This is a genomic window from Geothrix sp. (assembly GCF_049292215.1).
Taxonomy (GTDB): Bacteria; Acidobacteriota; Holophagae; order Holophagales; family Holophagaceae; genus Geothrix.
Window position 1 is genome coordinate 39,677 of record NZ_JBATQW010000060.1, and the last position, 21,337, is coordinate 61,013.

Below are 21,337 nucleotides of genomic sequence, written 5' to 3' on the forward strand. Positions count from 1 at the left end.
GATCGGCCGCGACAGCGGCCGATCTGCTTCCTGCCCGCATCCAGAGGCGGCAACCATGATCATCGTGAACGAGGAACCGCTGGACTGGCACCCGGGCATGACCGTCCGCGATGTCCTGAAGGCGCGCAACTACCGCTTCCCCATGCTGGTCATCCACCTCGGCGACACGCTGGTGCCGAAGAAGGACTACGACACGACCACCATCCCGGACGGGGCGGTGGTCAAGGTCATCCACCTCATCAGCGGGGGCTGACCAGCGGCAGCAGGATGCGGAAGCGGGTGCCGAGACCGGGCTCGCTCTCCACCTCCAGTTCGCCCCGGCTCTCCTCCACCATGGCCTTGAGCGAAGAGAGCCCCAGGCCGGTGCCCTTGCCGGGCCCCTTGGTGGTGTAGAAGGGATCAAAGATCCTGGCCAGGACCTCAGGGGGCATGCCGGTCCCGGAATCGATCACCTGGATCAAGGCCTTCTCCCCATGGTCGCCACCACGGATGACCTGGATGCCGAGGTAGCCGCCGGTGGGCATGGCGTCCCGGGCATTGGCCACCAGGTTCACCATCATCTGCTCCAGCCGGAGGGTGGAGCTCTTCACCATCAGGACGTCCTCCAGGGGGACGTCGATGACCAGGTTCACGGAGCGGGGGAGGAGCAGGCTGAGGGTCACCTCCATGCCGCGCAGTTCTCGGCCCAGGTCCAGCGGCTGCAACGCCTCCTCCTCCCGCCGGGCGAACTCCATGAGCCGCCGGGTGAGCAGGGCGGCGCGATCCGCGGCCATGGCGATGCGGTTCAATTCCGTGGGTCCAGGCGGAACGCCCTCCTCCAGGTTCATGACCGCCAGGTCGGCCGAGCTCTTCACCGCACCGAGCAGGTTGTTGAGATCATGCGCGAGCCCCGCCCCCATCATGGCCAGGGCATTCATGCGCTCCGTCCGGATGAGGGTCTGCTGGGCCTGCTCCAGGACCTGGGTCCGGTCGCGCACCCGGTCCTCGAGGGTCCGCCGGGCCGCCTCGAGGTCCTCCACCGCCTGGAGCTGCCGGAGCAGGAGCAGGACAACCATGACCAGGAAGATGCCGGAGGCGCCCCGCACGAGGTAGAGCGGCGCCCGGAGGATGAGCACGGCCATGACCCCGAGGGCCCCGACGACGGGGAAGTAGGGGAGCAGTCGCGTGAGCCTTCCGGTCGTTCCGGGTGTGGCGGAGGCCTCCTCAGGGGTCGGCGACCAGGCGGCCAGACCCTGGAACAAGGGGATGCACCCGACCAGCGGCCACCACCACAGCAACTGCGGGGCAAGTGGCAGACCCGCCAGGGCCCAGCCGGAGAGCACCACCAGCCAGGCCAGGGCCGAAGCACCGAGCCAGCCCAGCGGACCCCTGAACCGGTGGGGCTGGCTGGAGGTCATGAAGACCAGGCCGCCCCCCATCAGGGCCGCGTTCAGGTAGGCCACCAGGACCCGCAGGCTCAGGTCATGGTTCGGAGAGCGCAGGGCTCCGTGGACCCCTGCAACCCAGAGGAGGAACAGGACCGATGCAGCAAAGAGGAGACCGTCCAAGGTGCGTCGGCGTTCCGCCCCGGCCCTTGAACGACCTCGGGGGAAGCTCAGGATCGCCCCCAGCACCAGGAGGCCGGTCCCAAGGCTGAGAAGCTTGAACAGGCTGGATGTCCCAGTGACGGGGTGACCGAAGGCCGCTGGGATCCACAGGCCGATGTTGATGACATCCAGGAGGGCCGAGGCCCACAGCAACTGCCAAGCCAGCCGCTCATGGCGATCTGTCCGCAAGGCCCGGTAGCCGAGGCTCGCGAAAGCAAGCACCTCGATGAGGAGGTAACCAAGGTTCCAGATGAGGCTTCGCTGGTCCGGGGAAGCGACCCAGTGTGCCGCCACCACCAGAAGCCAGGCCCCCACCAGGATGGGCCTTGCCCACCTGCCACCGTCGAGGTGCGCGACTCGACCCACGGGCCCGGGGCTCATGCTGCGAGTTGGGTGCGTGGATGGGTCTGGGGGGATCGGCCCGGTCAAGGTGGGTCTCATCAGGAAGGTGGCACTGAGCTTAGCGGCACCGCAGCTGGGTCTCCTTAAAAACAGGAGGGGGGCCTGAGCCCCCCTTCCCGCCTCGCACGAACTGGTTCAGAGCTCCAGCGTGATGCCCTGGGCTAGCTCGACCTGGCCGCTGAAGTTGATGGCGTTGGTCTGGCGGCGCATGTAGACCTTCCAGGCATCTGACCCGCTCTCGCGGCCCCCGCCCGTCTCCTTCTCGCCGCCGAAGGCGCCGCCGATCTCCGCGCCACTCGTGCCCGTGTTCACGTTGGCGATGCCGCAGTCGCTACCCGCCACCGAGAGGAACAGTTCGCTCTCCCGCTGGTCGTTGGTGATGACGGCGCTGGAGAGGCCCTGGGGCACGCCATTCTGGAGGGCGATGGCCTCCTCGAAGGTGCGGTACTTCATGAGGTAGAGCACCGGCGCAAAGGTCTCCTCCTGCACCATCGGGATGTTGCCCGGCACTTCCACGATGCAGGGCGTGATGTAGCAGCCGCCGGCATGGGGGAGGCGCTCGCCGCCCAGCAGCACCTTGCCGCCCCCGGCCTTCACCTTGCCGATGGCCTCCTCCATGGTGGCGACGGCCTGGGCGTCCACCAGAGGGCCCATGAGGTTCTCGTTGAGGCGGGGATCGCCGATGCGCGTCTGGCGGTAGAGGGCCTGGAGGCGTTCCGTGAAGGTTGCGTAGATGGACTCGTGGACGATGACGCGGCGAGTGGAGGTGCAGCGCTGGCCCGAGGTGCCGATGGCGCCGAAGTAGATGGCGCGCAGGGCGATCTCCAGGTCCCCCTTCTCGCTCACGATGACCGCGTTGTTGCCGCCCAGCTCGAGGATGTGCTTGCCGAAGCGCTCCTGGACCAGCTTGCCGACATGCCGGCCGCCGGGCACCGAACCGGTGTAGGACACCAGCGCCACCCGCGGGTCGGTGTTGATGAGGTCGCCGATGTCGCTGCCCCGGCCGATGGCCAGGCTGCAGATGGCGGGATCGAAGCCGAAGTCGCGGAGCACCTTCTCGGCGATCTTCGTGCAGGCGATGGCCGTCAGGGGTGTCTTGGACGAGGGCTTCCACAGGATGGTGTCGCCGCAGACCAGGGCGATGGCGGTGTTCCAGCTCCAGACGGCCACGGGGAAGTTGAAGGCCGTGATGACGCCCACCACGCCGAGGGGATGCCACTGCTCCTGGAGGCGATGGCCCCGCCGTTCGCTGGGCATGGTGAGCCCGTAGAGCTGACGGGAAAGGCCCACGGCGAAGTCGCAGATGTCGATCATCTCCTGGACCTCCCCCAGGCCCTCGCGCAGGGTCTTGCCCATCTCGAGGGTGACCAGCTCGGCCAGGGTCGCTTTGTTCCGGCGCAGTTCATCGCCAATGGCCTTCACCACCTCGCCGCGCTTGGGGGCGGGCACCAGCTTCCAGGCGGCAAAGGCCGCGTGGCTCTTGGCCAGGATGGCGTCGAACTCCTGGGGAGTGACGTTGGCGACGGTGGCCAGGGTCTCGCCGTTGATTGGGGAGACCACGGTCTGGGTCTTGCCGCCACCCACCCACTCGCCGGCGAACCCGCCGGGATTCACGTCCGAAATGCCCAGGGACTTCAGGATTTTCTGCATGGCCATCCTCCTGGTTTCATTTGTATCTATTTTTGTTTCAATTAAGAAATTCATTCGATTCACGATCAACATGAATATGATTCATGATCATGGACGCCCTGCTCGACCTGCCCCAGTTGCGCACCTTCTACACACTGGCCCAGACGGGCGGCTTCACGGCCTGTGCCCGGAAGCTCCACCGGACCCAGTCGGCCGTCAGCCACGCCATGGCCAAGCTGGAGTCTCTGGCGGGAGTTCCCCTCCTGGCCCGCCGGGGCCGGGAGCTGGGCCTGACCGAGGAGGGCCGCCGGCTCTACCTGGCCTGCGAGCAGGCCTTCGCCACCCTGGACGCGGCCGCGGAGGACCTTCGGCGGCACCAGTCCCTCGCCATGGGGCGGCTCCGGGTGGGTACCACCGTGGAGTTCGGAAGCAGCATCCTCATGAAGCACATGCAGCCGTTCCTGGCCGCGAATCCGGGCCTGGAGATCGACTTCACCCTGAGTCACGACCTCCTGGGGCCGCTACTGAGGGACGACCTCGACCTGATCATCGACTGCCAGGAGCACCCCCTACCCGCGTTGAGGAAGTCGCCCCTGTTCAGGGAGACCTACGTGGTGGCCTGCTCCAAGGCGTTCAAGAAGGCCTACCGGCTGCGCGTGCCGGCGGACCTCTCCCGTGGGGCCGTGCTCTCCCTGGACAAGGCCGGCGCCTGGTGGAACCGCTTCCTGATGGCCGTGCCCGACCACGAGCAGCCTCAGCTGGACCGGATCATCGCCGTGGACCACATCCGCGCCATGATCCATGCCGCCGTCGAAGGCATGGGCGCCCTCCTGGTGCCCCGCTACAGCGTGCTGGGCGAGCTCCAGCGGGGGGACCTCGTGGCCCTCTTCCCCGCCGTGCGCCCCACCGAGGACCGCTTCTCCATCTACCAGAAGAAGGTGAAGGCCGGCCACGAGAAGCAAAAGCTGCTCACGCGGTACCTGCAGGGGTTGAGCCCGGAGGAGTTCGGGTCGTGAGCGGTCATCAACGGAACGCCGCCTCCAGCTCATGCTCCAGGCACTCAAGGGAAGCCGGCTTCAGCAGGCCATGGTCATCTTCGAGGACATGCAGCACTGTCCCCAGGTTCCGGTCCCGGTAGGCTTCGCTCTCGGCCAGGGGCACGGCTTCGTCGTGGCGGCCATGCAGGATCACGGTGGGCACCGGAATCTGCCAGGCATCATCGTCCATCCAGTTCGGAAGGTCCTTCTGCAGCTCCGGCCCCAGGCGCAGCGGCCGTCCTGCGCCGTAATGAAAGACCTCCAGCTCCCCCCGCTCCCGGTAGGCGGCCCAGGCAGCGTGGCTCATTCGGCGCCGAGCGAAGTGGATGGCGGGGGCCAGCAGGAGCATGGAGCGGAGGGCGGCACCGCGATGGGCCACCGCCGTGGCGATGAAGCCGCCGAGGGAGCTGCCCACGAGCACGGGCGGTTCCGGCAGCGTTCGAAGCAGCGCCTCCACTGCTTCCACTTGCGCCGTGAGGGTGAGCCTCTCGAAGGTGGGCAGGTTCAGGTCCGGCGCGTGGAAGGGGATGCCACGCGCCTCGGCCCAGCGCCGGGAGTAGGTGCCCTTGTTCCCGCCCGGGGACGAGGAGAAGCCGTGGAGGTACATCAGTGCCGTCATGGGTTCATGATGCCCGGCTCTACGCCAGATCGCTGTGCGACCCGGCGTGAGTTGCCAGCATTCAAATGACAACAGGCCGCCTTACGGCGGCCTGTTGCTGACTGCAAACCGGAGGATTGCAGCAGGACTGAAACCTACATCTGATCCTTCAGCCCTTTTGCCGTCTTGAAGACGACCTTGCGGCCGGCGGGGATCTTGATGCTCTCGCCGGTCTTGGGGTTGCGGCCCATCTTTTCCTTGGTGGCGCGCACTTCGAAAGTGCCGAGGCCGAAGAGGTTGACGCGGTTACCGGTGAGGAGGGTCTCGACGATGTGGTCGCGGACGCCGTCCAGGATGGACTTGGCGCGGGCCTTGGACAGGTCCTGGGCCTCGGCGAGGTTGGCGGCGAGTTCAGCGATGCCGAGGGTATCGGGCTTGGAGGTGCTCTTGGCCATGGAAGGGACTCCTTGGAATGGGTTGGGCAGGCTTCCCGGCGGCGCGGAAAGACCTGTGATGACCGGGTTCCCCACAGGGGCCGGCCACCGAAGGGATGGGGAGGACGGTGGGTTACTCAGCAGCCGCGGCGGCGCTGACCTCGAGGTTGACCTTGGCGTGGACGCCGCTGTAGAGGCGGACGTCGATCACGTAGGTGCCCGCATCCTTGATGTGGGGCACGGTGATGTCGCGGCGGTCGAGGGTGAAGCCCTTGGCCTTGAAGAGCTCGGCCACGTCGGCATTGGTGACGGAGCCAAAGAGGTGACCGTTTTCGCCGGCCTTCTTGGCCACGGCGAGGCTGATGGCTTCGAGCTTCTCGGCCAGGCTCTTGGCATCGGCCAGTTCCTTGGCGCGAAGCTTCTCTGCGCGGACCTTCTCGAGCTCGATCTGGCGCTTGTTGCCGGCGGTGACGGGCAGGGCCATCTTGCGGGGCAGCAGGAAGTTACGGGCGTAGCCGTCCTTGACGTTCACGACATCGCCGCGGACGCCCAGGTGCGGAACGTTCTCGATCAGAAGGATTTCCATGGGTTCTCCCAGGGGGGAAGTGGGTTTGGTGGCGGCCAGCGCATGAAACTCGCGTTGTCCCCGCGTGGGTGAGACGGCGTCCTGCGCCGTCAGGGTCAGGTCCTTGGGAACCTGCCCTGTCCCCCGATGGGTTCAGGCCGATCAGAAAATCCAGTTTATCCTGGGAGCAGACGATACCCAAGCAACGATTTCCCGTTCCGTGGAGCCCGGATGAGCACTTATGCCGATCGACGCGATACACGACGCATCATCGTCGGCCCGGAGTTCAGCATCTCCTTTCTGCTCAAGGGACACACCTACCAGGACGTGCGCATCACCAACCTGAGCCCGGGGGGCTGTTTCGCCCTGGTCGGCGCCCGGGATGCCCGGCTCTTCGAGCGGGGCGCGGTCCTGGAGAACCTGGTGCTGCTGCATGCGGAGCTGCCCAAGGCCCCGATCATTGCAGCCGTCTCCTACGTGTTGGGCGGTCGCCCGGCCACCGACCCCATGGAGATGGTCGGCATCGGCATCCAGTTCCTGGGCGTGGAAGATGCCGCCCAGGATGCCATCAATACATGGGTGGACGCGGCCACGGCCTCTCAGCAGTGATGCTGTCTGGGGGAGTCGTCGTCTACTGCTTCCCGAAGAACCCAAGGATGGCCGTGGCCACCTCTTCCCGCATGGCTTCCGTCATCTCGGGATAGACCGGCAGGCTGAGCACTTCCTTGGCCGCCAGTTCGGACTCGGGCAGCTGACCTGTCTTGTAGCCCAGGTCCTTGAAACAGGACTGTTCGTGGAGGCAGATGGGGTAGTAGATGGCGCTGCCGATGCCGCGCTCCTTCAGGTGGGCCTGCAGGGCGTCCCGCCTGCCGCCCTTCACGCGGATGGTGAACTGGTTGTAGATGTGCCGGCCATCGGGCACCACTTCCAGGGGCAACACCGCCTCGTCGGCGGTCAGGCCCTTCATGCGCTCCAGGTACCAGGCGGCGTGCCGGCGGCGCCCCTCGTGCCAGCCGTCCAGCATGGGCAGCTTGGCGCGCAGCACCAGGGCCTGGAACTCGTCCATGCGGGCGTTCATGCCCACCTCGTGGTGCATGTAGACGGGCTCCATGCCATGGACGCGGATGCGGCGTACCCGGGCGGCCAGTGCGGCGTCGTCGCGAATGGCGGTCATGCCCGCATCGCCGAAAGCGCCCAGGTTCTTGGTGGGATAGAAGCTGTAGGCGGTCATGTCGCCGAACTGGCCGGCGGACTTGCCCCATCCCTTGGCGCCCAGGCTCTGGCAAGCGTCCTCCACCACGGGCAGGCCGTGCTTCTTGGCCACAGCCATGATGCTGGGCATGTCGGCCAGCTGGCCGAACAGGTGGACGGGCATGATGGCCTTGGTGCGCGGCGTGATGGCGGCTTCCACCAAGGCGCCCGTGGCGTTGAAGGTGGCAGGTTCCAGGTCGATGAAGACAGGCTTGGCACCCAGGCGCGAGACCACGCCCGCCGTGGCGAAGAACGTGAAGCTGGGAACGATGACCTCGTCACCATGGCCGATGTCGAGGGCCATGAGGGCCGCCAGCTGGGCATCGGTGCCACTCGACACGGCCACCGCGTGGGCCGCGCCCGCGTAGGCGGAGATCTCGGCCTCGAGCCCCTTCACGTTCTCACCCAGGATGAAGGCGGAGCGGTCGATGAGGCCCGAGAGCCCCTCCAGCACCTTCGCCTTGACGGCGGCGTTCTGCGGCGCGAGTTCAAGCATCGGGACGGGCATGGGACCTCCAAATCGGGTTTTCAAGTATGCCAGCGGGTCAAGCGAGATTCCGTCACATCGGACGGCTACTCGGGCTCCCCGGCTTCCTGGGGCTTCACTGGGCGCATGAGGGGAAAGAGGATGACGTCGCGGATGCTGGCGCTGTTGGTGAGCAGCATGACCATCCGGTCGATGCCGATGCCTTCTCCGCCACAGGGCGGGAAGCCGTGCTCCAGACTGGTGATGAAGTCCTGGTCCAGCAGCATGGCCTCGTCGTTGCCCGCCTCGCGCTCATCCATCTGGGCCTGGAAGCGGCCCATCTGGTCGACGGGGTCATTCAGCTCGGAGTAGGCGTTCGCGATCTCCATGCCGCCGATGAACAGCTCGAAGCGGTCCACGAATCGGTCGTCGCCCTCCAGGGTCTTGGTGAGGGGCGACAGCTCGATGGGATAGTCCGTGATGAAGGTGGGCTGGATGAGCTGCTTCTCGGCATGGTGCTCGAAGAGGTCGCCCAGCAGGAAGCCGACGGTCTTCTTGTCCACGTCCTCGACGTGCACAGTCCTGGCAAGGGCCCGCACGCTGTCGCCGTCTTCCAGTAGATGCCGATCGACGCCACCGAACTCGGCGATGGCGTCCTTCATGGCGAGGCGGCGGAAAGGCGCGGCGTAGGAGATCTCCAGCTCGCCCCAGGGCAGTCGCTCGGAGCCCATGACGTCCCGCGCCACGGAGGACAGCAGGTTCTCCGTGAGGGCCATCATGTCACGCAGGTCGCTGCCGGCTTCGTACATCTCCATCATGGTGAACTCGGGATTGTGGCGGACGCTGAGACCCTCGTTCCGGAAGTTCCGGTTGATCTCGAAGACCTTCTCGAAGCCGCCCACGATGAGCCGCTTGAGGTAGAGCTCCGGCGCGATGCGGAGGTAGAGCTGCATGTCCAGGGCATTGTGGTGCGTGATGAAGGGCCGGGCCGTGGCGCCGCCGGGAATGGGCTGCATCATGGGCGTCTCGACTTCCAGGTAGCCCTGGTCCTCCATGAAGCGGCGCACGGCGCTGACGATGCGCGAGCGGGTCTGGAAGGTCTTCAGCACGTCGCCGTTGGATACGAGATCCAGGTAACGCTGCCGGTAGCGCTGCTCCTTGTCCTGGAGGCCATGCCACTTCTCGGGCAGGGGCAGCAGGGCCTTGCTGAGGAACTGGATCTCCTTCACCCTGACGCTCAGTTCGCCGGTCTTGGTGCGCATGAGCGGGCCCGTGATGCTGATGAAATCGCCCATGTCCAGGAGCTTGATGGTCTCCCAGCTGGTCTCGGACAGGTCGTTCATGCGGAAGAAGCCCTGGATCTTCTCGCCATTCTCGGTGAGGTGCGCGAAGACGCTCTTGCCCATCTCGCGGATGGTGAGGATGCGGCCCATGACCGATATGGTGAGTCCGAGGCCCTCCAGCTTCTCGTTGGGCCAGGCTTCGGCATCGGCATAGGTCGCGGCCAGCTCGGCAATGCCGTGGGTGCGCGTTGCCTTCCGCGGCCAGGGCTCCACGCCGAGGGCTTTCAGCTTTTCCAGCTTCTCGAGGCGCACATCGCGGTACTGGTTGGGCTGCATGGGGACTCCGGCACGAACCATGTAGTTTAGCGGAGGGCCCTCAGTCTCCGAAGCGATAGGCCAGGAAGCCCGACAGATCCGGGGCCGTGAAGGTGCCGGCCTCCTCGCTGAACCCGAAGCGCCACCGGGGCAGCCGCGTGTGGCGGAGGGTCCAGTGCTGCTGCCAGCCGGCGCGGTCGAGACGGGCCAGGCCGGTGCGGTAGGGGCTGCCGGCATAGCCGAGGCTGACCTCGATCCCCAGTCCGGAGAGCAGGCCCGGCCCCTCGCCGACCCAGCCCAGGGTGGCCCAGGCTCGGCTGAAGGAGGTCTGGTCCATAACGGCGTGCAGGGGGCTGTGCTCCGGGAGCCCCAGCCACACCCGCTCCACCTGCCCGGAAAAACGCCAACGCCCATGCTGCCGCCACAGGGCGGCCCCCACCAGGCCGTCGGTGCCCCCGCTGCCGGAAAAGTCGGACTGCCGGCCCGTGGGCAGCTGGATGGAGGCTCCGACCCTCCCGCCAGCCTCGGCCGTACCGAAGGGGCGGATCCAGGCCACATCCAGGTCCATGAGCGCCCAGCCGGCTCGGGAGAGATCCCCGATGACGCGGCCATCCCGCTCCAGGTGGTAGACGAGCCGGTTCTTCGGCGCGTCCTCCCGGCCACTCTGCGGCATGTTGAACAGCTGGTGCCAGTTCCAGATGGCCTGGTCGGCGATCCCGCCCGAGCGGTAGGACACCCGGGCCCGGACGTTGATCCGGGAGGAACCGGCCCTCAGGGCCCAGTCTCCAGTCAGCTGCCAGGCCTCGCCATCCAGCCGGGCGAAGGAGCGGCCATCGGCGCTCCGCTCCAGGTCCGGGCGCAGCATCTGGCTCGTGGATTCAAGGGCCAGTTCATGGATGCCCTCGGGCAGGGGCTCGGGGAAGCCCTCGAACCACGCCAGCCGATTCGGCCGGGGGGCCTCCTGCCCCCGGAGGCCAATCGTTGCCAACCCCAAGATCACGCCGACCAGGGGACCTGTACCCCCTTTAAGGACCCGCAAGGATAGATTGACCAAGGTCACGGAACATCCTTTGCTCAAAGGTAATACTCTGCCCTGACGATTCCCCCGAACGGCCAACTCGATTCTTCATTGCTCATTCATGAGTGATGCATCATCAAAAAAGCGACACCTGTCACTCAGTCTCTCCCGCCGCACCTCATCCTTCCCATCCCCTTTTTACAGGAGCCACCCCATGACCCGCCTCAAAACCCGTCTGAAGGAAATGATCGAGGAGCACCGGCCCCGCACCACTCGGCTCCTGAAGGAGTTCGGCAAGGTCGTCATCGACGAGGTCACCATCGACCAGTGCATCGGCGGCGCGCGGGACATCAAGTGCCTGGTGACGGACATCTCCTACCTGGACTCCCAGGAGGGCATCCGCTTCCGTGGCAAGAACATCCCCGAGACGTTCGCGGCCCTGCCCAAGCTGCCGGGCGCCGAGTATCCGACGGTGGAGTCCTTCTGGTACTTCATGCTCACCGGCGAGATCCCCACGGCGGCCGAGGCCGAGGAGATCCACCAGGACTTCAAGTCCCGCGCCAAGGTCCCCTCCTACGTCTTCGACGTGCTGAAGGCCCTGCCCAAGGACAGCCATCCCATGGTGATGCTCTCCACGGCCGTGCTCGCCATGCAGAAGGAGAGCAAGTTCAACAAGCTCTACCACAGCCTGAAGAAGAACGACTACTGGGACTCGATGTACGAGGATGCCTGCGACCTGCTGGCCAAGCTGCCCGAGATCGCCGCCTTCATCTACCGCTACAAGTACAAGAACGGCGACATCATCCCCGGCAACTACGACCTCGACTTCGGCGCCAACTTCGCGCACATGATGGGCATCGCCAAGCCCTATGACGATGTCTCCAGGATGTACTTCATCCTCCACAGCGACCACGAGAGCGGCAACGTCAGCGCCCACACCACGCACCTCGTGGCCTCCGCGCTGTCAGACGCCTACTACTCCTTCAGCGCCGGCCTCAACGGCCTGGCGGGCCCCCTCCACGGCCTGGCCAACCAGGAAGTGCTGGACTGGATCAAGTCCTTCCAGGCCAAGCTCGACGGTGCCGAGCCCACTGAAGAAAACGTCAAGGCCGCCCTCTGGGACACCCTCAACTCCGGCCACGTCATCCCGGGCTACGGCCACGCCGTCCTGCGCAAGACCGATCCCCGCTACACCGCGCAGATGGAGTTCTGCCTCAAGCACCTGCCCAATGACCCCCTCTTCAAGCTGGTCAACATGATCTACCATGTTGCCCCGGGCGTGCTCACCGAGCAGGGCAAGACCAAGAACCCCTGGCCCAACGTGGATGCCCAGAGCGGCGTCATCCAGTGGTACTACGGTCTCACCGACTACGACTTCTACACGGTGCTCTTCGGCGTGGGCCGCGCCATCGGCGTGCTGGCCAACATCACCTGGGATCGCGCCCTGGGCTACGCCCTGGAGCGCCCCAAGTCTGTCACCACCGCCATGCTCGAAGAGTGGGCCACCAAGGGCGGCCGGTAGGCACTCTGCAACCTACGCAAAAGGGCGGGCCAGCTGGCCCGCCCTTTTTGTGTTCCCCCCAGCTATAGCACGTAAGTCAGGTCCTGTTCCGGAGTGCGGCAGTCCATGTCCAGGCCCCGGTCCCGGTGGTCGGCAATCTCGGCGGTGGCACCGACAGTGCGGCCGAACAGGAAGAGCGTGAAGGCCAGCTCCTGGACCTGCCGGTGCGTGATCCGGCCGGCCTGGTAGTCCTTCCACACCAGCTTCAGGGTGATCACAGCCAGGACGGCGTCCACGTTCACACAGAAGACGTTCTTGGTCACGCCTTCGGCGTAGAGCTCCTTGACGAGCAGGCGGTAGAACTCCCAGAAGGCGTTGTAGACCCCCTTCTCGGCGAGCATGCCCGACACGAACTGTTCCCGCGGATCCACATTGATCTTGTTGCCCCGGAAGACCGGGTGGTTGATGCAGGGGATGGGCTTCACGGCGCCACTGTCCACCTCCTGGGCCTGCTTCTTGTAGGTGCCGTAGGCCCGGGCGGCGCGGTTGGCCATACCCTTCAGGTCCAGGCCGTGGGCGGGGTCGCCGGGGTCGGCCAGCTCCACGCCACGGAACTGCTCCAGAAGAAACTCGATGGCTTCGTAGCCGTTGCCGCCATGGGCACGGCCGGTGTTCGCCAGGAAGCCCACGAAGGCCATGGAGATGTCGTTGCGGGCACTGACGCTCTCCTTGGCGCCCTTCGAGGAGAGGGTGCCGGGACCGTTGGTGAGGGTGAGCCCGAGCACGGTCTGGAACTCGAGGAGTTCCAAGTCGCCCGGGACGTGCCCGAAGAGGACCTTAAAGGCGTTCTCCGTGAAGCTGTGGTTGAGGTTGGACAGCTTCTGGTCCACCAGCTTCTTCCAGTGGGGGTTGTGTTCACGGTTGACCACGGAATAGGCCACCACGCGGGACATGAGGTAGAAGTAGGTGACCGCGTCCTCGACGACCTGCCGGCTGATGCGCTTCTCGAGCATGGGGTTCCACAGCACGCATACGGCGATGGTCGCCAGCAGGAACTCATACGTGTCGCGGATCTCCAGGCCGCGCTTCTCAGCCAAGCCGATGATGTGCTGGCACACCTTCAGAGCCACGCACGACTTCCGGGACTTCTTGACCTCCCTGAAGAGCAGGTCGGACACGTCCGTCTTTCGCGAAGGTTCCAGCCTCAGCAGGTTCTTTTCGACATAGGCGTCCATCTCGGGCGGGAAGGCCCTGGTGTGCTCGTCCAGCCCGAATTCGCGGATGAGGTCGATGATGAAGCGGGAGTGCTCCCTGGATTTCGCCAGCAGGTCCTTGTCCCCCACCAGGGCGATCTGGGAGGCCAGGCAGGCGTTGGGCAGGCAGCCGTTGGCCCGCCCGACATCGATGAGCTCCATGCGCCGCTCGTCGATCTTCATGAACAGGTTCAGGATCAGGTTCAGGGTGGGGATGTCGGCCTTCTCGGGCATGACCTTGGCCAGAGAGAAGTAGAGGTTCTCCTCCAGAGTGTGGAGCGAGAGATCCAGCACGCTCTGGCCGTGCAGCTCCGAGATCTGGGTTTCGGGGCTCATCCTGGAGGCGCCGGACTTGTCCGCCATGTTCTGGCGGAGGTAGTGGGCGCCCACCTGCTTGTTCACCTCGACAATCTGGTGATCGTAGGGCGATGGCGCCTGCACGACCGGGAGCTCCAGTGCAGGCGGCAGCTTCACGAAGGTGTCGCTCAGCCACAGCTTGAGCGACAGGTCGCCGGTGGTCGCGAAATCGGGCTTCTCATCGATCTTCTCGAACACGGCCCGAACGGCATCCGGAATGTACTGGATGCTGGAGACCCGCACGCCCCGCTTGCTGACCTTGCAGGTCTTCGGGTCGAAGACGTCCACGCCGAAGTACTCGTCGAACCAGCGCTCCTTGCTCTCGGCGTCGTCGCCGCTTCCCGACAGTGCCCCCGCGTGCCCGCAGGCCCGGGTGATGTTCTTCTTCCAGCGCCCAGTGACGCAGGCGATGATCGGCTTGGTGAAGCCGAAGGTGCGGTCCTTGATCCAGTCCAGGGCCATCTTTTCGTAGTAGCCGCCGGGCTCGACGTAGATGACCACGGCCTTGGTGCGGGGATCGTTCTGGGCCGCATAGAGGAACTCGGGCAGGGCGAAGTGGATGTAGACATCCTTGCCGCTGGACACGGCCGTGCTGATGCCGAAGCCCGCGGTGCGGAGATACTCAGCCATGGTGGTGGTGAAGTTGCCGGAGTTGGAGTGAATGGCGATGGAGCCCTTCACCAGGGTCTCTTCGGGGTGATCCCCGCCGAGGCTTCCCCCGATGCGCACCCGGTCCCAGGCGTTGGCCATGCCCAGGCAGTTGGCCCCGATGACATCGACGCCGGCCTCCTGGCAGAGCGCCCGGATGTTGCGCGAGTCCCGGGCTGGCACCTTCTCGGTGACGATCACGATGCGCTTGAGTGCCTCGTTGTGCGTGACCAGCTCGGACACGGCCTTGCACACGCCCTGGGGCGGAATGTAGACCACGCCCATGTCGAAGGCGATGCCCTTGTCCATGACTTCGCGGATGCTCCGGTAGACGGGGATGCTGCCGATCTTCGTTTCGAGGGCGCCCCGCCTGCCGTACTGGACGCCGGCCACGATGTTGCCGCCGCTGTACTCGTGGGACACGGGAGTAACCTTGCGGCTCTCGCTGCCGAGAATGTTCATCACGCAGACGCGGTGCTCCCGGGTCACGAGCTCTTCGAGGGAGTGCAGGCCGACGTAGTAGGGAAAGGGGCGTGTCTTCAGGCGTCGCATGTCGGTCTCCTAGGCCCGGACCTGGGTTTCAATCTGCTTCCGGTAGGCGGCGGCACCTTCCGTCCGCCACCAGTCGTCGATCTTCCGGGCATGCTCCAGCGTCAGGATCATGGAGGTGTCGTGGCCGAAGATCTTGTAGGGGAATCGCAGCCGGTCGAGAATGTCCTTGGCGTAGAACATGCCCTTCACCACATTGGGCCCGCCCCGCCCGATCACCACGTAGAGCGGCTTCCAGCCGGCCTTGGACACATGGTCGCGAAGGGCGTCGAAGACCCCCTTGAAGGTCACGTAGATGTCCGTGTTGTTGGCCTTCCCGCCGATGAGCAGGAGCATGCTGGCCTTGTCGTACCAGTGCTCGAAGGAGATGCGGCTGATCTCGTAGATCTTCTCGTAGGGAGGATTTCCGCCGAAATCCGACGAGAAGATGGCGGCTTCGCCCAGGGCCTCGGTACCGGCACTGTTGGCGCCCCCACCGAACATGAACGGGATGATGCTGCCGTTCGGGTTCATCTCCAGGACGTCGCTCTGGCCCTGGTAGGTGCGCAGCTCGTTGATGTCGGCCTCGAAGGGGGTCGTCTCCGTCTGGAAGAGGTCATCCGGCAGGCCGATGCGCTTCCAGGCCGGATTGTCCTGGTCGAAGCTCGCCTTGACGTCGCAGGCCACGGGCAGGACCTGGTTGCCCTTCCGCTGGACGCGGATGGGGTTCAACTCGATGGTGGTCAGGCCGTAGCCGTCGTAGAGCTCCCACAGCTTTGGCAGGTGCTGGACCAGGGCCGAGATGAAGGCCTCGGGGCAGCCGGTATCCGTGAGGGCGTTGGTGATCTCGAAGGCGTTGATGCCGATGAAGGGATCGATCTCCACGATCGCCTTCTTCTCCGGCGGGAGTTCCTCGATGTCCACGCCGCCCCAGGGCGTGATGGTGAACACCGGGCCCCGATGGATGCTCGAGCTGGAGATGCTGAAGTAGACCTCCAGATCCGACGGGACGAAGGCCTCCATGGTCACGCCGTTGGCCGTGACGGTCTTGTTCCCGTAGGTGTGCTGGGCGAAGAACAGCTCCCGCTTCGCCTGCAGGGCCTCCTGGAGCGTGCTGACGATGCGCACCAGACCGGCCTTGCCCTTCTTGCCCACCCCACCATAGAAGGCCGGCTTCACCACCAGCTTCTTGAACTTCTCCAGGAAGTGCTGGATCTCCTGGTTCGTGGCCGAACCATCGATGAACTCCGCGACGGGAAATTCGACCAGCTGCAGAAGTTTGGAGCCGTAGCGCAAGCCCGAGAGTTGCATGATGCTTCCTCCATCGACGTTGGCAATGACCTGGCTTGCCGGTGTGTGAAGCTGTGGACCGGACCTTCATAAATGATATGTAGATCATTTTTCAAAGCAAGGCAAAAAATGACAGGTAGGTCATATAACGAGGCCTAGAAGGGCACCTTCCGCCAAGCCTCGCGGCATAAGCCTTGACTCACCGTCAATCTTCTCTGGGGCTTGCAAGTCTCATATCGACACATTTTCAACATGTCGAAGCCTGAAGCCCGTTGGCTGGCGGACCTCAGTCCCGCTTGATGACGCTGGCCCTGACGAAGGCCGTGAAGAGCGGGTGGGGGCTGAGGGGCCGGCTCTTGAACTCGGGATGGAACTGGCAGGCCAGGAAGTAGGGGTGGTCCTGCAGCTCGACGATTTCCACGAAGACGCCATCCGGGCTCATGCCGGTGAAGGACAGGCCCTTCTCCTCCAGGGCCTTCCGGTACTCATGGTTGAACTCGTAGCGGTGGCGGTGGCGTTCGCTGATCTCGGTGGTGCCGTAGGCCTTGGCGCCCTGGCTGCCGGCGGTGAGGCGGCAGGGGTAGGCGCCCAGGCGCATGGTTCCGCCCAGTTCTTCCACGTCCACCAGCTCCCGCAGCTTGAAGATGACCCGGTGCTTGGGCGCGTCGTCGAACTCGGTGGAATCGGCCCCCTCGAGGCCCACCACGTTGCGCGCGAACTCCACGGAGGCCATCTGCATGCCGAGGCAGATGCCGAAGAAGGGGATGCGCTGCTCACGGGCGTACTGGATGGACTTGATCATGCCGCGGGTGCCGCGCACGCCGAAGCCACCAGGCACCAGGATGCCGTGGCAGTCCTGAAGGAAGCTTGCCGGATCCTGGTCCTCCAGTTCCTCCGCCTCGATCCACTTCAGGTCGACCTGCGTCTCCAGGCCGTAGCCTGCGTGGTGCAGGGCCTCGATGAGGCTCTTGTAGCTCTCCTTGAACTCAACATACTTGCCCACCACGGCGATGCGCACGCTGCCCTTGGGGTTGCGGATGCGGTGCAGCAGGTTCTGCCAGGCGCTGAGGTCGGGTTTCTTCTCACCGAGCCCGAGCAGGGCTGCCACCTTGGTGTCCAGCCCTTCGAGGTGGAGGTTCAGGGGGACCTCGTAGATGGAGTGGGCGTCCCGTCCGCTGAACACGGCGTCCGGCGTCACGGAACAGAACAGGGCGATCTTGTCCTTCAGATCCCGGGGGATGTCCACGTCAGCGCGACAGAGCAGCACATCCGGCTGGATGCCCAGGGCACGCAGCTCCTTCACGCTGTGCTGGGTGGGCTTCGACTTCAGCTCGCCCGCGGTCTTGATGTAGGGCACGTAGGTCAGGTGCATGTTGATGGCGTTGCCCAGGCCCGCCTCCAGCTTGAACTGCCGGATGGCCTCCAGGAACGGCTGGCTCTCGATGTCGCCCACGGTGCCGCCGATCTCCACGATCACCACGTCCATGTCCTTGGCCACCTTCTTCATCACGCCCTTGATCTCGTCCGTGATGTGGGGGATCACCTGTACGGTCTTGCCCAGGTAGTCGCCGCGGCGCTCCTTCTGGATCACGGTGTTGTAGATGCGGCCGGTGGTGATGGTGTGGTTCTGGGTGGTGGGCACGGAGGTGAAGCGCTCGTAGTGACCCAGGTCCAGGTCCGTCTCGGCCCCGTCGTCGGTGACGAAGACCTCGCCATGCTGGAAGGGCGACATGGTGCCCGGGTCCACGTTGAGGTAGGGGTCCATCTTCATGAGGGTGACCTTGAGGCCCCGGGCCTCCAGCAGCGCGCCAAGACTCGCCGCCGCGATGCCCTTGCCCAGGCTCGAAAGCACGCCACCGGTGACGAACACATACTTGGTCATGGAGTCTCCTACATCTCGTCGGGGGCCTGGATGCCCATGAGGAACAGGCCCTGGCGGAGGGCGCGGGCCGTGGCCACGCACAGGGCGAGGCGGGCCTCGCGGACTTCCGGGGTGTTCTCGGGGGCCAGGATGGGGCAGTTGGTGTAGTAGCCACTGAAGGACCGTGCGACGGCCACCAGCTGGCGCGCCAGCGGCGTGGCCATGCAGCCGTCGGCCACGGCGGAGACCGCCTGGGGCAGGCCAGCCAGTTCGAACAGGAGGGCCTGCGCCTCGGGCGCCTGCAGGCCGGAGAGATCAGCGGGCAGCGTCATCGCCTCGAAGGGCAGCACGGGTCCGGCGGGCGTTCCGGCCTGGGCCTTGGCCGCCCAATCGCCCCCCGCCTTGCGCAGCACACTCAGGATGCGGGCGTGGGCATACTGCACGTAGGGGCCGGTGTCGCCATCCAGGGCGATGACGCGATCCCAGGTGAAGGTGATGGGCTTCACCCGATCATTCATGGCGTCGAAGAACACCACGGCACCCATGCCCAGCATCTCGGAGACCTCAGCCTTGTCCTTCAGCTCGGGGTTCTTCTCCTCAATGATGGCGGCCACGCGCTCGCGGGCCTCATCCAGCACGTCCTCCAGGAAGATGACATTGCCCTTGCGGGTGCTCATCTTGCCTTCGGGCAGCTTCACCATGCCGAAGGGTGTGTGCAGCATGCGGCCCTTGAACCAGGGATCCAGCTTGTCGAGCACGGCGAAGATCTGCTGGAAGTGCAGCACCTGATCCGTGCCCACCACGTAGAGGCAGCGGTCGAAGCCATAGGCCTGCTTCCGGTACAGCGCGGCGGCCAGGTCGCGGGTGGCGTAGATGCTGGTGCCATCGCCCTTCTGCACGAGGCAGGGCGTGCTGATGCCCACATCCTCCAGGTTGATGATGCGGGCGCCCTTGTCGCCCTCCACCAGCAGGCCCGCCTGCGCCAAGCGATCCATGGTGGGAACCAGCTGGTCTTCGTAGAAGGCCTCGCCCTGCTCCAGGGTGTCGAAGGTCACACCCAGGCGGTCGTAGATGCGCTGGAACTCCTTCAGCGAGATCTTGCGGAACCAGCCCCAAAGGCGCCGGGCCTCGGCATCGCCGGCCTCCAGGCGCTTGAACCAGCCCCGGGCCTCGTCACGCATGGCCGGGTCGCTCTCCTCCTCGGCGTGGAAGCGCACGTAGAGCTGGAAGAGCCGGAACAGGGGCGTGCGGCGCTTGTCGGGGGCGGGCTCCGCCCAGTCGAAGTCCTTGTTCAGGTCGGCGTTCCCGTCCTGGGCCCAGCGGGTGTAGGCCGCCAGCAGGGTGCCGAACTGCGTGCCCCAGTCGCCCAGGTGGTTGAGGCGGGTGACGTCGTAGCCCAGGAACTCGTGCACCTGGGCCAGCGCGTGACCGATCATGGTGGAGCGCAGGTGGCCGATGGTGAAGAGCTTCGCGATGTTTGGCGAGCTGTACTCGACGATCACCTTCTTGCCGTTGGCCCGGCGGGAGCCATAGGGCCTGTCGGCCGGGGCTTCCAGGATGGCGCCCAGCACGGCCTTGGCGCGGGCTTCCGGAGCCAGCTTCAGGTTCAGATAGGGGCCCGCAGCCGCCAGGATGCCGCCTTCGATGGACAGGGAGGCGGCCAGTTCCTGCGACAGCTGCACGGGGTTCTTCCCCAGCTGCTTGGCGGCGCGGAAGCAGGGGAAGGCCAGGTCACCCAGCTCGCCGGACTTGGGCCGTTCCACCGTGATCTCCACGCCGGGCAGGGCCGCCGCCAGCTGCTGTTCGAAGGTGTGCCGCAGGATTTCCATTCAGTCCTCAGTCCGCCAGCTCAGCCAAGGCCTTCTCGTACTCGTCCGTCTTGGGGGCCACGCCATGCCAGCCCGCGTTGTTCTCCATGAAGCTCACGCCCTTGCCCTTCACGGTGCGGGCGCAAATCATCGCAGGCTGTCCCTGGATGGTGCGGGCCCAAGCCAGGGCCTCCAGGATCTGGGTGAAGTCGTGGCCGTCGATCTCCTTCACGGCCCACCCGAAGGCGCGCCACTTGTCGGGCACGGGGTTGATGTTCATCACCTTCTTCACGTCGCCGTCGATCTGTAGGCCGTTGAGGTCATGGAAGACACAGAGGTTGTCGAGCTTGTGGTGGGGTGCCGCCATGGCCGCCTCCCAGATGACGCCCTCCTGGCTCTCACCATCGCCCACCACGCAGTAGACGCGGCTGGCGGAGTTCTGCACCTTCAGGCCGATGGCGATGCCCACGGCCTGGGGCAGGCCCTGGCCCAGGCTGCCTGTGGTCACTTCCACGCCCGGCGTGTAGTGGTTCTCAGCGTGGCCCTGGAGTTTCGTCGGGTATTGACGGAAGGTCTCCAGCCAGGCCTTGGGGAAGAAGCCCTGGTCGGCGAGGATGGCGTACTGGGCCGGGCAGGCGTGCCCCTTGGAGAGCACGAAGCGGTCCCGCGCCGGGTTGGCCGGGTCCTCGGGGAATACGGTCATCTCGTGGTAGTAGAGCGCCACGCCGATGTCCGTCCAGCTGAGGCTCCCCCCCGGATGGCCGCTCTGGGCCTTGTAGACCTGTAACAGCACATCCCTGCGAACGGCTTTCGCCTTCGCCGCCATCTGTGCGACGGACTCCAGTTTCAGCTGCGGCATGAACCCACCCTTCCCGGGAGGCCATTCGCCTCCAATCAGGATGGCCGAGGGAGGCCCCCTCCGGAAGGGGTCGAATGAGGCCTGGGCCCCGCCTTTTGCCCTTGACCTACGGGGTGTTTGCGATAGGATGGACTTTCGCGCTTCCCCAAGCCCCTGTACAAGGGACTGCCCCGGAAGCTGGAGATCCGAACATGGCCAATCACAAGTCCGCTGCCAAGAAGGCCCGCCGCGATGCCGAGGCCCGCCTCCGTAACCGCAGCAACCGCTCGACCCTGAAGACCGCCGTCAAGAGCTTCCTGGCCCTCATCGCCGGTGGCAAGAAGGACGAGGCCGCCAAGCTGCTGCCCTCGACCCAGGGCCTGGTCGACAAGGCCTGCCGCAAGGGGGTCATGCACAAGAACGCCGCCGACCGCACCAAGTCCCGCCTGGCCGCCAAGGTGAACAAGCTGGCCTAACGGACCAAACATGCTTCCCAATGGACCCGGAGAGCCGGGTCCTTTGTTTTGTAGTCTCGCCTATCCCCGCAGGGGATACCGAGAGGGTGAACAAGCTGGCCTAACGCGACGACTGAGCTTTCCAAAAGGACCCGGAGAGCCGGGTCCTTTTTACGTTCGAAAGGCTTATTGGGCGGAGGTCCCCGCTTCCCTC

Annotated in this window: 18 protein-coding genes; 5 read left to right on the plus strand and 13 right to left on the minus strand. The window is 65.4% G+C overall.

The annotated features are described in order from the left end of the window. Positions 1 to 55 precede the first annotated feature (55 nt). On the plus strand, positions 56 to 253 hold the full coding sequence (gene thiS / locus WAS25_RS09960; protein WP_422311596.1) for a sulfur carrier protein ThiS: 198 nt from the start codon (positions 56 to 58) through the stop codon (positions 251 to 253). On the opposite strand, the gene WAS25_RS09965 is transcribed toward thiS, so the two are convergent. Beyond that, positions 240 to 1,967, minus strand: coding sequence for an ATP-binding protein (locus WAS25_RS09965; protein WP_422311598.1), 1,728 nt, complete (start codon positions 1,965 to 1,967; stop codon positions 240 to 242). The genes thiS and WAS25_RS09965 overlap by 14 nt on opposite strands. A 156-nt stretch (positions 1,968 to 2,123) precedes the next feature. Then, positions 2,124 to 3,638, minus strand: coding sequence for an aldehyde dehydrogenase family protein (locus WAS25_RS09970; RefSeq protein WP_422311600.1), 1,515 nt, complete (start codon positions 3,636 to 3,638; stop codon positions 2,124 to 2,126). 83 nt (positions 3,639 to 3,721) lie between these two features. On the opposite strand from WAS25_RS09970, the gene WAS25_RS09975 reads away from it, so the two are divergent. Beyond that, positions 3,722 to 4,633 (plus strand): LysR family transcriptional regulator, encoded by a 912-nt coding sequence (locus WAS25_RS09975; protein ID WP_422311602.1) that lies wholly within the window; start codon positions 3,722 to 3,724, stop codon positions 4,631 to 4,633. A 7-nt stretch (positions 4,634 to 4,640) separates the two neighbouring features. On the opposite strand, the gene WAS25_RS09980 is transcribed toward WAS25_RS09975, so the two are convergent. The 3 genes from WAS25_RS09980 to rplI all read right to left on the minus strand — a co-directional run bounded on the left by WAS25_RS09980 (position 4,641) and on the right by rplI (position 6,272). Further along, positions 4,641 to 5,273 carry a YqiA/YcfP family alpha/beta fold hydrolase gene (locus WAS25_RS09980; RefSeq protein WP_422311604.1) on the minus strand — a complete coding sequence of 211 codons (633 nt, stop codon included), beginning with the start codon at positions 5,271 to 5,273 and terminating at the stop codon, positions 4,641 to 4,643. 134 nt (positions 5,274 to 5,407) lie between these two features. Continuing rightward, complete coding sequence (locus WAS25_RS09985) at positions 5,408 to 5,707, minus strand: HU family DNA-binding protein (protein WP_422311606.1); 300 nt, start codon at positions 5,705 to 5,707, stop codon at positions 5,408 to 5,410. A 112-nt stretch (positions 5,708 to 5,819) separates the two neighbouring features. After that, positions 5,820 to 6,272: a 50S ribosomal protein L9 gene (gene rplI, locus WAS25_RS09990; RefSeq protein WP_422311608.1), complete on the minus strand. Its 453-nt coding sequence runs from the start codon at positions 6,270 to 6,272 to the stop codon at positions 5,820 to 5,822. A gap of 210 nt (positions 6,273 to 6,482) precedes the next feature. Between rplI and WAS25_RS09995 the strand changes: the two genes are divergently transcribed. After that, on the plus strand, positions 6,483 to 6,860 hold the full coding sequence (locus WAS25_RS09995; RefSeq protein ID WP_422311610.1) for a hypothetical protein: 378 nt from the start codon (positions 6,483 to 6,485) through the stop codon (positions 6,858 to 6,860). A gap of 22 nt (positions 6,861 to 6,882) precedes the next feature. Here WAS25_RS09995 and WAS25_RS10000 read toward each other — a convergent pair whose 3' ends face one another. From WAS25_RS10000 to WAS25_RS10010, 3 genes are all read right to left on the minus strand, one after another. After that, positions 6,883 to 8,010 carry a DegT/DnrJ/EryC1/StrS family aminotransferase gene (locus WAS25_RS10000; protein WP_422311612.1) on the minus strand — a complete coding sequence of 376 codons (1,128 nt, stop codon included), beginning with the start codon at positions 8,008 to 8,010 and terminating at the stop codon, positions 6,883 to 6,885. A 65-nt stretch (positions 8,011 to 8,075) separates the two neighbouring features. Further along, positions 8,076 to 9,587 carry a lysine--tRNA ligase gene (gene lysS, locus WAS25_RS10005; RefSeq protein WP_422311614.1) on the minus strand — a complete coding sequence of 504 codons (1,512 nt, stop codon included), beginning with the start codon at positions 9,585 to 9,587 and terminating at the stop codon, positions 8,076 to 8,078. A 40-nt stretch (positions 9,588 to 9,627) separates the two neighbouring features. Continuing rightward, positions 9,628 to 10,554, minus strand: a complete 927-nt coding sequence (locus WAS25_RS10010) for a DUF3187 family protein (RefSeq protein WP_422311616.1) — start codon at positions 10,552 to 10,554, stop codon at positions 9,628 to 9,630. Between the two features lie 244 nt (positions 10,555 to 10,798). On the opposite strand from WAS25_RS10010, the gene WAS25_RS10015 reads away from it, so the two are divergent. Beyond that, a complete protein-coding gene (locus tag WAS25_RS10015) occupies positions 10,799 to 12,106 on the plus strand; it encodes a citrate (Si)-synthase (RefSeq protein ID WP_422311618.1) in 1,308 nt (435 codons plus the stop codon). A 62-nt stretch (positions 12,107 to 12,168) separates the two neighbouring features. Here WAS25_RS10015 and WAS25_RS10020 read toward each other — a convergent pair whose 3' ends face one another. The 5 genes from WAS25_RS10020 to WAS25_RS10040 all read right to left on the minus strand — a co-directional run bounded on the left by WAS25_RS10020 (position 12,169) and on the right by WAS25_RS10040 (position 20,689). Next, the gene (locus tag WAS25_RS10020) at positions 12,169 to 14,895 is read right to left on the minus strand and encodes a CoA-binding protein (RefSeq protein WP_422311620.1); all 2,727 of its coding nucleotides are present in this window, start codon (positions 14,893 to 14,895) and stop codon (positions 12,169 to 12,171) included. Positions 14,896 to 14,904: 9 nt separating this feature from the next. Further along, positions 14,905 to 16,182 (minus strand): ATP citrate lyase citrate-binding domain-containing protein, encoded by a 1,278-nt coding sequence (locus tag WAS25_RS10025; protein ID WP_422311622.1) that lies wholly within the window; start codon positions 16,180 to 16,182, stop codon positions 14,905 to 14,907. A 265-nt stretch (positions 16,183 to 16,447) separates the two neighbouring features. Continuing rightward, a complete protein-coding gene (locus tag WAS25_RS10030) occupies positions 16,448 to 18,043 on the minus strand; it encodes a CTP synthase (protein ID WP_422311624.1) in 1,596 nt (531 codons plus the stop codon). Between the two features lie 8 nt (positions 18,044 to 18,051). Continuing rightward, positions 18,052 to 19,851, minus strand: a complete 1,800-nt coding sequence (gene argS, locus WAS25_RS10035) for an arginine--tRNA ligase (protein ID WP_422311626.1) — start codon at positions 19,849 to 19,851, stop codon at positions 18,052 to 18,054. A 7-nt stretch (positions 19,852 to 19,858) separates the two neighbouring features. After that, a complete protein-coding gene (locus tag WAS25_RS10040; RefSeq protein ID WP_422311628.1) occupies positions 19,859 to 20,689 on the minus strand; it encodes a transketolase in 831 nt (276 codons plus the stop codon). Positions 20,690 to 20,880: 191 nt separating this feature from the next. Here WAS25_RS10040 and rpsT point away from each other — a divergent pair, with 191 nt between their 5' ends. Then, positions 20,881 to 21,144 (plus strand): 30S ribosomal protein S20, encoded by a 264-nt coding sequence (gene rpsT / locus WAS25_RS10045; protein ID WP_291202149.1) that lies wholly within the window; start codon positions 20,881 to 20,883, stop codon positions 21,142 to 21,144. Positions 21,145 to 21,337 lie beyond the last annotated feature (193 nt).